This is a genomic window from Pseudomonas sp. NPDC088444 (genome assembly GCF_044900175.1).
GTDB lineage: Bacteria > Pseudomonadota > Gammaproteobacteria > Pseudomonadales > Pseudomonadaceae > Aquipseudomonas.
Genome location: NZ_JBJDNK010000017.1, coordinates 113369 through 126954, shown reverse-complemented (window position 1 = coordinate 126954; position 13586 = coordinate 113369). Strand labels below are relative to the sequence as shown.

Genomic DNA, 13586 nt, shown 5'->3' with positions numbered 1-13586 from the left:
TTCTACAGCAGCGTCTCATCTTGTCAAGCGGTTATTTTCAGAAGTTTTCAAAATTTCTTTTTCAACTTCAACCACTTGCGCTTCGTTCGATTTGGTATCTCACGTTAGCGGGAGGCGAATTCTACAGCGTTACTCGCTGCTGTCAACACCCTTTTTTCACCGCTTTCGATTCGAGCCACAAGCCGGAAAACCGAAGCACTTCCAACTCTATCTAGAAACCGTTAACTCGTTGATCTACAAGGAGTTTTCGGTTCCGACTGCGCCGGAAGTGGGGCGAATTATAGAGACATCTGAAGGGGCGTCAACCTTTAATTTAACGTTTTTGTGAAAAAGACAGAATCCGAAGCAAATCAATCACTTCCTTCTGTTTATATAGGAAATTGGCACCCACCAACTCCCTAATAAAAGAGCTACAGAACACCCGCTTCACGCAACGTCATGACAGCCTCATCTGAAAGCCCCAAAACGCCCGTCAGCACTTCAAGTGTGTGCTCGCCCAATAGCGGCGGCGCGCGCCGATATTCCACAGGCGTTCCAGATAACCGAATAGGGCTCGCCACTTGAGGCACCGTTCCGCCCAAAGCATGGGGCAACTCAACCCTAAGGCCCCGCGCCTGTACCTGAGGGTCCGCGAACACCTGCGCAACATCGTTGATTGGCCCACAGGGCACCCCCGCCTGCTCAAGCGCAGCCACCCACTCAGCGGTGGTCTTGAATACCGTCGCCTGACGAATCAGAGGAATCAGCTCAGTTCGATGAGCCACACGCTGCTTGTTGGTCGCAAAGCGCGGATCATCAGCCCACTGCGGCTGACCCGCGACTTCCGCAAACTTACGGAACTGGCCGTCGTTGCCCACGGTAAGGATGAAATCGCCATCCGCCGTCGGAAAATCCTGATAGGGCACGATGTTCGGATGCGCATTGCCAAGGCGCCGAGGTGGCACGCCGGTGGTCAGATAGTTCATGGCCTGATTCGCCAGGCATGCCACCTGCACATCCAGCAATGCCATATCGATGTGCTGCCCCACCCCACCCTGATCACGGTGCGCCAATGCCGCAAGAATCGCCGACGTCGAATACAACCCCGTAAGAATGTCGGTCAGTGCCACGCCGACTTTCACAGGCCCAGCACCTTCATCCCCCTCGGGACGCCCGGTCAGACTCATCAGTCCGCCGAGCCCCTGAATCATGAAGTCATAACCCGCGCGCTTCGCATACGGCCCGGTTTGCCCGAAGCCGGTGATCGAGCAGTAGATAAGCCCTGGGTTTTCCGCTCGTAGCGATTCGTAGTCAAGGCCATAGGCCTTGAGGCCGCCGACCTTGAAGTTCTCGATCACGATGTCGGACTTCGCCGCCAGCTCACGCACGAGCTTCTGACCCTCAGGCCGAGTGAAATCGATGGTGACCGACTGCTTGTTCCGATTCGCCGACAGGTAGTACGCCGCTTCAGAAGTGTTCTCGCCTCGCGAATCCTTCAAGAAGGGTGGCCCCCAGGCGCGCGTATCATCGCCATTGCCGGGACGCTCGATCTTGATCACGTCAGCGCCGAGGTCAGCCAGGATTTGCCCCGCCCAAGGTCCGGCCAGCACCCTAGACAGGTCCAGCACACGCAAATGTGACAGCGCGCCCATGGCCGACTCCTTAATAGAACGCCTGAATGCCGGTCTGCGCACGCCCCAGAATCAGCGCATGCACATCATGAGTGCCTTCATAGGTATTCACGACTTCCAGGTTAACCAGATGGCGAGCAATGCCGAACTCGTCGGAAATCCCGTTACCACCGAGCATGTCGCGAGCCATACGTGCGATATCCAGCGACTTGCCACACGAATTGCGCTTCATGATCGAAGTGATTTCTACTGCCGCTGTGCCCTCATCCTTCATACGACCCAGACGCAGGCAGCCTTGAAGAGCCAGCGTAATCTCGGTCTGCATGTCGGCCAGCTTTTTCTGGATCAACTGATTGGCTGCCAATGGACGCCCAAACTGCTGACGATCCAGGGTGTACTGCCTAGCAGTGTGCCAACAGAACTCGGCCGCACCCAACGCCCCCCATGAGATGCCATAGCGCGCCGAGTTAAGGCAGGTAAACGGCCCTTTCAGACCGCGCACATCCGGAAAGATGTTCTCTTCGGGCACAAACACATTGTCCATGACAATCTCGCCAGTGATCGACGCGCGCAGGCCGACCTTGCCGTGTATCGCCGGAGCACTCAGCCCCTGCCAGCCCTTTTCCAGGACGAAGCCTCGGATATCCCCGGCATCGTCTTTCGCCCAAACGACGAAGACATCAGCGATTGGACTGTTGGTAATCCACATTTTGCTACCGGTCAGGCGATAACCGCCTTCAACCGTTCTGGCGCGGGTGATCATCGCGCCAGGGTCGGAGCCATGGTTAGGCTCGGTCAGGCCAAAACAGCCAATCCATTCGCCAGACGCCAACTTTGGCAGGTACTTCTGCTTCTGCGCCTCAGTGCCAAATTCGTTGATTGGCACCATGACCAGTGAGGATTGCACGCTCATCATCGAACGGTAGCCAGAATCAACGCGCTCAACCTCGCGGGCGATCAAGCCGTAGCAGACGTAATTCAGGCCGCTGCCACCATATTGCTCAGGGATGGTCGCGCCGAGCAGGCCGACTTCGCCCATTTCGCGAAAGATGGCAGGGTCGGTCTGCTCATGGCGGAAAGCTTCAAGCACGCGGGGCGCAAGTTTGTCCTGGGCGAATTGTTCGGCGCTGTCACGAACCATGCGCTCCTCTTCAGTGAGCTGCTGATCCAGTAACAGTGGATCAATCCAGTTGAAGCTTGCCTTACCGCCCATGACTTTCTCCTCGCTCAATGATGTTCCCGGTCGATGCCGGGAAAAGTCGTGGATTGATCCTAGGCGCGGATCGGCATGCGGGCAAACGAGGATTCCGAACAGACCTGTGCTAATTTCTCATTCCGAAAACCAATAAAAAACGCTATCCGGCTCGGATAAGTGAGGTTCGCGTACATGCGCCGTAAAATTCCCAGCACTGCCGCCTTGGTCAGCTTTGAAGCTGCCGCCCGTCATGAGAGCTTTACGAAGGCCGCTGAAGAACTTTCCCTCACCCAAAGTGCGATCTGCCGACAGATTGGTAGCCTTGAGGAGTTCCTCAATGTGGAGCTGTTCCGACGCTCGCGTAGAGGGGTGAAGCTCACAGAAGCAGGGCTTTCCTACAGTCGGCGTGTCGCCATGCAACTCGATGCGGTAGAGCGCGACACCTTGTCTGTAATGGGACACCAGGGTGCAAACGTGATCGAACTCGCCGTTGTTCCGACTTTTGGCACCCAATGGCTGCTGCCTCGCCTCAAGGACTTCCAGCAGCAGAACCCTGACGTAACGATCAACCTGACTAACCGCACGCGGCCTTTCCTATTCGCCGACACTGACTTCGACGCCGCCATCTACTTCGGCGACGCAGACTGGTCAGGTACGGAATCTCATCGCTTGATGAGCGAAAACCCGATGCCGGTTTGTAGTCCTCAATTAATGGGCAACAAATCCAGACTCTCTGCGCGTGAATTGTCCGAGATGCCGTTGCTGCAACAAACCACGCGCCCATACGCCTGGCGCCAGTGGTTCAATTCGATGGACATGAATATCGCCCGCGACATGACAGGCCCGCGTTACGAGCTATTCTCCATGCTCGCTCAGGCGGCGATGCATGAGATGGGCGTGGCATTGATTCCACCTTTTCTGATTCAGCGCGAGCTGGCTGAGCAACGCTTGGTAGTGGCGAACGCTTATGCACTTTCGAGCGTAAAAGCCTATTACTTGATGATTCCAGAGCGAAAAGTCGAATCTGCGTCATTAAAAGCGTTTCGAGACTGGCTGGTGGAACAAGCTGAAACCTATGCACTGCCTTGACTTTCGGCAATTAGCGCAACATTCATGACTTTGTAGTCAGGTAATTTTAAGCACTACATATATCTCTCAATGTCGCATTTAAGAAACACCTGTGTTCTTTATCCAAAACAGGCTGAAAGCTTTATATGACGGGGCTTACAGCCTGATTGCGCACCATTCTTGTGATCGATACAAAAAAAACTTCAAACACTCCATATATCGCTGCACACCTTTAAATATAAGGCCTGTAGCGCTTTGTTGCGTCAAACGGTCACAGGGTGACTTGTAGTTAAAGACACGTCGCGTTACAGAATTCCTTGAACCCCCAGATTTCCGCCTGCAAAATGCCGCGCCCCGTCTTTTCTGGCGGGGACGTGGTGATCGCTGCCCCAGACGCGCCATCCGCAGTGCGCTGGCCTATTTTTAAAAGATAAAAAGATCACGCAGGAGATTTGACGTGCACATTGGTGTCCCTCTAGAAACCCAGTCCGGTGAAACTCGGGTTGCTGCTACTCCGGAAACCATCAAGAAGCTCATTGGCCAGGGTCATAAGGTCACCGTTCAGTCGGGCGCAGGCATTACCGCCAGCGTCACGGACAGTGCCTATGAAGCGGCAGGTGCTTCGATTGGCAGCGCTGCCGAAGCCTTCGGTGCCGAGCTGATCCTCAAGGTCGTCGCGCCCAGCGACAGCGAACTGTCTCTGATCAAGAGCGGTACGGTTGTCATTGGGATGCTCAACCCGTTCAACAACGAGATCATCGCCAAGATGGCCGAGCGCGGGATTACCGCCTTCGCCCTCGAAGCAGCGCCGCGCACCTCACGCGCGCAGAGCCTCGACGTGCTGTCTTCGCAAGCCAACATCGCCGGTTACAAATCGGTGCTGCTGGCCGCGCATCACTATCCGCGTTTCATGCCGATGCTGATGACCGCCGCCGGTACGGTGAAAGCCGCTCGCGTGTTGATCCTGGGTGCCGGTGTCGCCGGTCTGCAAGCCATCGCCACTGCCAAACGTCTTGGTGCAGTCATCGAGGCTTCCGACGTGCGCCCTGCGGTGAAGGAGCAGATCGAGTCGCTGGGCGCCAAGTTCGTCGACGTGCCTTATGAGACTGACGAAGAACGTGAGTGCGCAGTAGGCGTAGGCGGTTACGCACGCCCGATGCCCGCGAGCTGGATGCAGCGTCAGGCCGTGGCCGTTCACGAACGAGCCAAACAGGCAGACATCGTCATCACCACCGCGCTTATTCCGGGTCGCAAGGCTCCGGTGCTGCTGAGTGCGGAAACCGTCGCGCAGATGAAGCCTGGCTCGGTAGTCATCGACCTCGCCGCAGCTCAGGGCGGCAACTGCCCGCTGACCGTTGCCGATCAGGTGGTGGTCGAGCACGGTGTGACCATCGTTGGCCACACCAACCTGCCTGCACTGGTGGCGGCTGACGCGTCTGCTCTTTATGCACGCAACCTGCTGGATTTCCTGAAGCTGGTCTTCACCAAGGAAGGCCAGTTCGAGATCAACCTCGAAGACGACATCGTCGCCGCGTGCCTGATGTGCCGCGACGGCCAGATCGTGCGCAAGAACGGCTGAGGATAAAAACAATGGAAGACATGCTGATCTCTCATGGCGTCTACAACCTGATCATCTTCGTGCTGGCGATCTACGTCGGCTACCACGTGGTCTGGAACGTCACCCCTGCACTGCACACCCCGCTAATGGCCGTGACCAACGCCATTTCGGCGATCGTCATCGTCGGCGCCATGCTGGCTGCTGCCCTGACCGTCACCCCACTGGGCAAAACCATGGGCACGCTGGCCGTCGCACTGGCTGCGGTAAACGTGTTCGGTGGCTTTCTGGTCACTCGCCGCATGCTGGAAATGTTCAAGAAGAAAGCGCCTAAAGCGAAAGACGAGGTATCGAAGTAATGAGCATGAACCTCGTCACCCTGTTGTACCTCGTTTCGGCGATCTGCTTCATTCAGGCCCTTAAAGGCCTGTCGCACCCAACCACCTCCCGTCGCGGCAACCTGTTCGGCATGTGCGGCATGGGTCTGGCAGTGCTGACCACCATCGGCCTGGTGTTCAAACTGGCTGCGCTGTCCACCGACGGCGCCAGCGCTGGCATCGGTTACATCATCGTCGGTCTGCTGGTCGGCGGCACCGCCGGTTCGATCATGGCCAAGCGCGTTGAGATGACCAAGATGCCTGAGCTGGTCGCGTTCATGCACAGCATGATCGGTCTGGCGGCGGTATTCATCGCCATCGCCGCGGTAGTCGAGCCTCAGTCGTTGGGCATCGTTGCGCACCTGGGCGATTCGATCCCGACCGGTAACCGTCTGGAGCTGTTCCTCGGCGCCGCCATTGGTGCGATCACCTTCTCCGGGTCGGTCATCGCCTTCGGCAAGCTGTCGGGCAAGTACAAGTTCCGCCTGTTCCAAGGCGCACCGGTACAGTTCGCCGGTCAGCACAAGCTGAACCTGATCCTGGGCCTGGCCACGCTATTCTTCGGTCTGACGTTCATGTTCACCGGCAGCCTGTTCGCCTTCGCGATCATGCTGATTCTGGCGTTCGTGATCGGCGTGCTGCTGATCATCCCGATTGGTGGCGCTGATATGCCCGTGGTCGTGTCGATGCTCAACAGCTATTCGGGCTGGGCAGCGGCGGGTATCGGCTTCTCGCTGAACAACTCGATGCTGATCGTGGCCGGTTCGCTGGTCGGCTCGTCCGGTGCGATTCTGTCCTACATCATGTGTAAGGCCATGAACCGCTCGTTCTTCAACGTGATCGGCGGTGGCTTCGGCGGCGCGGCAGACGCGGGCGATGCCGGTGGCGCCAAAGAAGCACGTCCGGTGAAATCCGGCTCGGCGGACGACGCCACTTTCCTGCTGACCAACGCTGACACCGTGATCATCGTTCCGGGCTACGGCCTTGCAGTGGCGCGAGCTCAGCACGCGCTGAAAGAGCTGACCGAGAAGCTGACCCACGCCGGTGTGACCGTGAAGTACGCAATCCACCCGGTGGCCGGGCGTATGCCGGGCCACATGAACGTGCTGCTCGCCGAGGCCGAAGTGCCGTACGACCAGGTGTTCGAGATGGAAGACATCAACTCCGAGTTCGGTCAGGCCGACGTGGTGTTGGTATTGGGTGCCAACGACGTGGTTAACCCGGCGGCGAAGAACGATCCGAAATCGCCGATCGCGGGCATGCCGATTCTCGAAGCCTTCAAGGCCAAGACGATCATCGTCAACAAGCGTTCGATGGCCAGCGGCTATGCCGGTCTGGACAACGAACTGTTCTACCTCGACAAAACCATGATGGTTTTTGGCGACGCCAAGAAAGTCATCGAAGACATGGTCAAGGCCGTCGAATAAAGGCTCTGGCCTGCGGCTGAACGAACCCTCGACGCATGTATCGGTCGAGGGTTTTTTACAGCCTGCGTAAAGGTGTTTTGCGCTGAAACCCGCTAATTAGAGCCCTCTAATGCGACCTTGGTCGTGAAGCCAAACAAGCTCAAATCTCTAGACTTGGGCTTTCGCATCCTTGTACCGAGATAAAAAAACCATGCACCGTGAACGTATCCGCCTGCCTTCGCTGATGAGCAAGGTAATGAGCGCGGCCGATGCCGCATCCCTGATCAAAGATGGCATGACCGTCGGCATGAGCGGCTTTACCCGCGCTGGCGAAGCCAAGGCTGTTCCGAAGGCGTTGGCCGAGCGCGCCAAGGCGTCTCCGCTGAAGATCAGCCTGATGACCGGCGCCAGCCTGGGCAACGATCTGGACAAGCAATTGACTGAAGCAGGCGTGCTGTCCCGCCGCATGCCGTTTCAAGTCGACAACACCTTGCGCAAGGCCATCAACGACGGCTCGGTCATGTTCATCGACCAGCATTTGTCCGACACCGTGGAGCAACTCCGCAACCGTCAGATCAAGCCCGTGGACATCGCCATCATTGAATGCGTCGCCATTACCGAGGAAGGCCATCTGGTGCTCTCCACATCGGTGGGCAACTCGGCGAGCTTCGCGATTCTGGCGGAGAAGGTGATCGTCGAAATCAACACCGCGCAGCCACTTGAGCTTGAAGGTCTGCACGACATCTATATCCCGACGTACCGTCCGACGCGCCTACCCATCCCGGTACTGAAGGCGGACAGCCGAATCGGCAGCCAGGCGGTTAAGATCGATCCGGCCAAGATCGTCGGCATCGTTTTCAGCGACCAGACCGACTCACCTTCAACTGTACTGCCCGCCGACGCTGAAACGCAGGCCATCGCAGGCCACCTGGTGGAGTTCCTGAAGAACGAAGTGCGCCAGAACCGCCTGACCAACCAGTTGATGCCGCTGCAGGCTGGCGTGGGCACCATCGCCAACGCAGTGATGACAGGCCTGATCGACTCACCGTTCCACGATCTGGTGATGTACTCCGAAGTGCTGCAAGACTCGACCTTTGACCTGTTCGAGGCAGAGAAGATGGTGTTTGCATCGGGCTGCTCCATGACGCTGTCCGAACGCAAGCACAACGCGGTGTACGACAACCTCGACCAGTACAAAAGCAAACTGTTATTGCGTCCGCAGGAAATTTCAAACCACCCTGAAGTCGTGCGCCGCCTGGGCATCATCGGTATCAACACGGCGCTCGAGTTCGACCTGTACGGCAACGTCAACTCCACCCACGTGGGTGGCACGCGGATGATGAACGGCATTGGCGGCTCGGGAGACTTCGCGCGCAACGCGCACCTGGCGATCTTCGTTACCAAGTCCATTGCCAAAGGCGGCGCGATTTCCAGCGTGGTGCCGATGGTCAGCCACGTGGACCATACAGAACACGACGTGGACATTCTGGTCACCGAGCAAGGGCTGGCTGATTTGCGCGGCCTGGCGCCTCGCGAACGCGCCCGCGTAATCATCGATAACTGTGTTCATCCCGCTTACCGCGACGCGCTGAATGACTATTTCCGCCGTGCATGTGCCATCGGAGGACACACGCCACACGTGCTGCGCGATGCACTCAGTTGGCACCTGAACCTGGAAGAAACCGGTCGCATGCTGGCGGTGTGAGAAAACAGTTTGCAAGTGGCGACGACCATTCGTCGCCACTGCCTTCCATCTGAACACGTTATTTTCAAAAACTGTTCTGCTGTACCGGTAGTTTTTAGCCCTAAAAACACAGATTTCACTATTTCAGCGCACAAAATGCATCAAATTGGTGCTCACCGGTACAGTTGCCCCAAATACGAACAAAACAGTGACCTCTCACAGTTAACTGAAGCAGCACAATTCAGGTGAACTGTGTCTGGAGAGAGGAGGGCAACGAGAGGAAGATTGTCACCAATCAAGTCACTATCTAATCCCGCCACAAGCGGAAGGAAGAAGCACCATGGAACGCACCGTAAGTTCCGAACTGTTTGTCGAAGAAAATGCAAAATCCGCTCAAGGCTCCCTGCCGCTGCGTATGTTCGCCAACCTGATGCTCTGGCAGCGTCGCTTGTCCAGCCGCCATCAACTGGCTCGTCTGGATGCTCGTCTGCTGGCTGACGCCGGTATCAGCGAATCCCAGCGTTACGAAGAGCTGAGCAAGCCGTTCTGGCGCTAAGTTAGCGTCTGCTGGTCCCAGGCTACGCGCCTCTCACCAGCAACCCGAATTCATATAAAACCCGTCGCAGGTGACTGCTGACGGGTTTTATCGTTTGTGGCGATTGAATTTTCTGGGCAAGCCCTAGTTACGTTCCGCGCTGAATGGTTTCGCGTCTGTGGGAGCTGGCTTGCTGGTGAATGCGTAAAGGCAGTTGCATCAATGTTGTCTGATACACCTCCTTCGCCACCAAGGCGGCTCCCACAAAACCGCACATTAGGTACAGTTTAATAAAAACAAAATACAACAAGTACAGTCGTTGATATTCAAGGACTCCAGGCCGCTGGCAAATCGCCCTGATAGTCCGTAATGGCTTGTTACGCTAGTCTTATGGCACCTTTGCCCTATCGCCTGCGAGACCGCTTTGCTCCTCGTCCGTTATGCGTGTGCGGTTTTCCAGATCTACCTTTTTTGGAGTTCATCTATGTCTCGGCTTCGCCTGCTTAGCGCAACTGCGCTTTTGATTGCCGCTACCGGAGCTCAGGCTTCGAGCTTCGTGGTCACTACCGACACGCTGGTTCGTGCGCTGGACGCTTCCTCCAACGCCACTTCGAAGATTTCCTCTTCATTCCATGACGACAAGATCGTACTCGCCGCCCGCGACGACGCTGCCAGCTTCGTGGCCAGCAATGGCGATATACGTGGTGTGCATCTGGAAGGCGCGTTCCAGCACATCCGTGAAGTCAGCCCAGGCCTGAACGCCACCGACGCACAATTGGCTCAAGCGATTCTGGCGATCTGATTCAGCAACGCGACAGCTTTTGCACGGCATGCCCCGACACCTTCACTGGCTCTGGCCGGGGCATTTGCGCTAGCCTTGCGATTCGTTTTATCACTACCGAAGACTCATGCATTCATTGACTCGCCTGTTGATTGCAGCGACTGCCAGCCTGATGTGCATTTCACAGGCTCAAGCGTTCGACACAACCACACAAAGCCTGATCAAAAGCGGTTACGCCACCAGCCAGGTGACGACCGGGCCTTTCGAGAACAAACTGATACTTGCCGCCCAGGATGATGCTGCAGCGTTCATTGCCACTGATGGCCAACTGCGAGGAGCACAATTGGAGTCGGCGTTGATGTATCTGCGCCAAACCACGCCAAAACTTCATGCCAGCGACCTTGAACTGGCGCAGGCAATCCTCGTCCAATAATCACTTTTTGCATCTCTTGTATTTCTGGAGCCGTTCCATGCGTACCCCGCTGATCGCCGCTGCCCTCGGCCTGCTGTTGCTGACCGATGTTGCGCACGCGCAAACCCTGAAAGCCACCAGTAACATTGTTGTTCGCGCATTCGGGCGCAGCGTTGATTTCTCCTCCGACACCACCTCGTCAGTGCGTAACTGGAAAATGGTCGTGGAAGCGCAAGACGACGCCGCCAGCTACGTCGCCAGCAACGGTGATATCCACGGCGCCCGTCTGGATGCCGCATTCGCCACGTTGCGCGAGCGTCTGCCGGAAGCCCGTAACGCCAGTGATCAGGATCTGGCCGAAGCCATCCTCGCACTGTGAGGCGCGTAGCCGTCTGGCTGCTGGCGTCGGCGCTCTCGCTGATCTGCACGAGCGCCTTCGCCGATCTGAGCCTGTCGCTCTACACCGACGGGCTTGATGCTGCACAACAAAAAGCCAGCCAGACGTTGCTCGATGAAGCCATGGCGCATTTGCCGCCCATGTTCATCAGCAAAATGGATCGAAAAGTCGACGTCCACTGGACCGACGACATGCCGTCCAACGCCTATGGACGCGCCGACGGGCCTTATCGCCTGGACCTGAATCAACGCCTGCTGGCGGGTTTGACCGACGGCAGCGCAGCCACGACCAAAACCAATCGCCCTCACGGCACCGTGCGCGAAGAAATGCTCGCGACCGTGCTGCACGAACTGACCCATATCTACGATCACGCCCAGCTTTGGTCGCCGGAAGAACGCAAGCAGATCATCGCCTGCACCCGGCAGGGCAACAGCATGGGCAAGATTGGCCTGCGTGACAGTTGCCGGGGACAAACCGACCGACGCTTCACGTTGAGCGATGACCCGCGCCTGCTGGACCTCGCAGGCTGGCCGCAATACGTCGGGCGGCGAGGGGAGCGTGAAGAGCGCAACGGGCAAGTCGCCCGCAGCCCTGACATTTACGAGATCACCAGTCCGCTGGAGTTCGTCGCGGTCAACATGGAGTATTTCCTGCTAGACCCGGCCTACGCCTGCCGTCGCCCCGCGCTCTACGACTACTACAAACAACAGTTCAACTGGGCGCCTGCTGCGAAAAATGACTGTCCGACGTCTTATCCCTACCTCAATGCTGGTAACGACTTCGCGCGCGAGCCGCTGGGCAAACTCGACCCGGAGCGTGTGTATGAAGTCGACTATTTGCTGGCCGAGGCCAATCAGAATCTGGTGAGTCGCTGGGGCCACAGCATGCTGCGTCTGGTGATCTGTAAGCCGGGTCGCCCCCGTGGGCCAGATTGTCGACTGGATCTGGATCAACACCTGGTGCTGTCCTACCGCGCCTTCGTCAATGACCTGCAATTGTCCAGTTGGAGCGGCCTGACCGGGGCTTATCCGTCCCGGCTGTTCGTACTGCCGCTGGGGCAAGTGATCGACGAATACACCAAAACCGAGCTGCGTAGCCTGGCTTCAGTGCCATTGAAGTTGTCCCGACAAGAGATCGACGGGCTGGTACAACACGCCGCCGAGATGCACTGGGCGTACGACGGCAATTACTGGTTTCTGTCCAACAACTGCGCGGTGGAGAACCTGAAACTGTTACGCAGTGGCACCAACGACCCTCGACTGGTTGGGCTGGACAGCATCTTGCCCAACGGCTTGCTGGAAGTGCTCAAGGGCAGGGGGCTAGCGGACACGAGCGTACTGGACGATCCGAAGCGGGCCTTGCGCCTTGGCTATCGCTTCGACTCGTACCGGGACCGCTATCAGGCGATGTTCGATGTGCTGCGCAAAAGCACTGACGTGAAAGAGAAGTCTGTCGAGGACTGGCTCGCGCTGCCTGCGAAAGAGCGGCAACCCTATTTCGCCAAGGCGGATTTGAGGGCCAGCGCGGCATTGTTGTTGCTGGAACAGGCCAGCATGCGGCGCCAATTGTTGCTGGCGCAGGACGAGGTCAAGCAACGCTATCTGAGTGCAGTGGAGAAGAAGGACAACCGCGTATCCCAGGCCACTGGCACCTTGCAGGACATCCTGGCCAACAGCGGCTTCCTCAGTCGCCCGGCTGAGTTGCTCGGTAGCGGCGGGTATGGATTACCGCAGGAAGGCGAGTGGGGTCGACTTGAGGCCGAGAGCAGCCAGCGACAGAAACAGTTGGCGCGTTTGAGCGGTGACCTCGATAAAGAGGTGAGGGCACTGCTGGAGCCGGATCGGGCGGCGGAAATCGCGGCGACCGAAGACAATCTCAAGCAAGTGGGGGAGCATTTACGCGCGCTGCACAAGGCGGCGGGTGGGTTGGAGTTGCCTTAAGCCTTACGCCCACTCGCTTTGAATTCTGACTATGACTGTCGACGCCCGCGATCTAGAGAGTCTCTTCCCGCTCTTCGGGCAAATGCTCATCCAGATGCAGCCACGGCAAGCGGCTTTCAGTTCAGATGTGCCGGTCGGCAGGGGCCAGTTCGGGGTGGTCAAGGGTTGCGATGGTCACGTCCATCGTCTCGGGGCTGTTGCGGCTGAACAACGCGACCTGCGCCCCGCAGTTGTTGCAGAAGAATCGCACACAGGTCGGACCGGAGTCGTATGCAGCCGGGCTGCCCGCCAACCACCTGAACGCCTCCAATGGCAACGTTATCCAGGTCACCACGAGACCGCCCGATGTACGCCGACAAATCGAGCAGTGGCAGTGAGCGATGTCGCGCAGCGGCGCGTCGAGCTGATAGCGCAAATGGCCACAGTGGCATCCACCGGTATACAGTTCACCCATCGTCGTTCTCCCGTTGATCTTTAAGCTCTGACTGCCCACGCCCCGGTTTTCTTCATCTTTTTAAACATTGACTGGCGGAACGGTCACGAAAGCTGGCTGAAAGCTAAGCCGATTAGCATTCCCTCACCGTCGGCGACAGACCGACCAGGCCAGGACACACGCGCTGATGCCG

The 13586-nt window shown here is 57.6% G+C and carries 13 protein-coding genes and 1 pseudogene; 11 read left to right on the top strand and 3 right to left on the bottom strand.

Annotation, left to right across the window (positions count from 1 at the left end; all coding sequences use genetic code 11):
- Nucleotides 1-328 (top strand): hypothetical protein (locus tag ACI2KB_RS26490; RefSeq protein WP_404639589.1); only part of this gene is annotated, 328 nt, incomplete at its 5' end.
- A gap of 82 nt (nt 329-410) precedes the next feature.
- On the opposite strand, the gene ACI2KB_RS26485 is transcribed toward ACI2KB_RS26490, so the two are convergent.
- Nucleotides 411-1631: a CaiB/BaiF CoA transferase family protein gene (locus ACI2KB_RS26485; protein WP_404639587.1), complete on the bottom strand. Its 1221-nt coding sequence runs from the start codon at nt 1629-1631 to the stop codon at nt 411-413.
- A 10-nt stretch (nt 1632-1641) separates the two neighbouring features.
- Nucleotides 1642-2823, bottom strand: coding sequence for an acyl-CoA dehydrogenase (locus ACI2KB_RS26480; RefSeq protein WP_404639585.1), 1182 nt, complete (start codon nt 2821-2823; stop codon nt 1642-1644).
- Between the two features lie 174 nt (nt 2824-2997).
- On the opposite strand from ACI2KB_RS26480, the gene ACI2KB_RS26475 reads away from it, so the two are divergent.
- The 10 genes from ACI2KB_RS26475 (at nt 2998) to ACI2KB_RS26430 (ending at nt 12960) form a co-directional block, all read left to right on the top strand.
- Nucleotides 2998-3894, top strand: coding sequence for a LysR family transcriptional regulator (locus tag ACI2KB_RS26475; protein WP_404639583.1), 897 nt, complete (start codon nt 2998-3000; stop codon nt 3892-3894).
- 436 nt (nt 3895-4330) lie between these two features.
- On the top strand, nt 4331-5452 hold the full coding sequence (locus ACI2KB_RS26470) for a Re/Si-specific NAD(P)(+) transhydrogenase subunit alpha (RefSeq protein WP_404639581.1): 1122 nt from the start codon (nt 4331-4333) through the stop codon (nt 5450-5452).
- 11 nt (nt 5453-5463) lie between these two features.
- Complete coding sequence (locus tag ACI2KB_RS26465; RefSeq protein ID WP_404639579.1) at nt 5464-5787, top strand: NAD(P) transhydrogenase subunit alpha; 324 nt, start codon at nt 5464-5466, stop codon at nt 5785-5787.
- The gene (locus ACI2KB_RS26460; RefSeq protein ID WP_404639577.1) at nt 5787-7232 is read left to right on the top strand and encodes an NAD(P)(+) transhydrogenase (Re/Si-specific) subunit beta; all 1446 of its coding nucleotides are present in this window, start codon (nt 5787-5789) and stop codon (nt 7230-7232) included. The genes ACI2KB_RS26465 and ACI2KB_RS26460 overlap by 1 nt, the downstream gene beginning before the upstream one ends.
- A 190-nt stretch (nt 7233-7422) precedes the next feature.
- Nucleotides 7423-8916 (top strand): acetyl-CoA hydrolase/transferase family protein, encoded by a 1494-nt coding sequence (locus tag ACI2KB_RS26455; RefSeq protein WP_404639575.1) that lies wholly within the window; start codon nt 7423-7425, stop codon nt 8914-8916.
- Between the two features lie 319 nt (nt 8917-9235).
- A complete protein-coding gene (locus tag ACI2KB_RS26450) occupies nt 9236-9451 on the top strand; it encodes a DUF1127 domain-containing protein (protein WP_404639573.1) in 216 nt (71 codons plus the stop codon).
- A gap of 463 nt (nt 9452-9914) precedes the next feature.
- On the top strand, nt 9915-10232 hold the full coding sequence (locus ACI2KB_RS26445) for a DUF2388 domain-containing protein (protein ID WP_404639571.1): 318 nt from the start codon (nt 9915-9917) through the stop codon (nt 10230-10232).
- A gap of 106 nt (nt 10233-10338) precedes the next feature.
- Complete coding sequence (locus ACI2KB_RS26440) at nt 10339-10644, top strand: DUF2388 domain-containing protein (RefSeq protein ID WP_404639569.1); 306 nt, start codon at nt 10339-10341, stop codon at nt 10642-10644.
- 37 nt (nt 10645-10681) lie between these two features.
- On the top strand, nt 10682-11002 hold the full coding sequence (locus ACI2KB_RS26435) for a DUF2388 domain-containing protein (RefSeq protein ID WP_404639567.1): 321 nt from the start codon (nt 10682-10684) through the stop codon (nt 11000-11002).
- Nucleotides 10999-12960: a DUF4105 domain-containing protein gene (locus ACI2KB_RS26430; RefSeq protein WP_404639565.1), complete on the top strand. Its 1962-nt coding sequence runs from the start codon at nt 10999-11001 to the stop codon at nt 12958-12960. The genes ACI2KB_RS26435 and ACI2KB_RS26430 overlap by 4 nt, the downstream gene beginning before the upstream one ends.
- Nucleotides 12961-13012: 52 nt before the next feature.
- Here ACI2KB_RS26430 and ACI2KB_RS26425 read toward each other — a convergent pair.
- Nucleotides 13013-13414, bottom strand: a pseudogene (locus ACI2KB_RS26425) (GFA family protein).
- Nucleotides 13415-13586 lie beyond the last annotated feature (172 nt).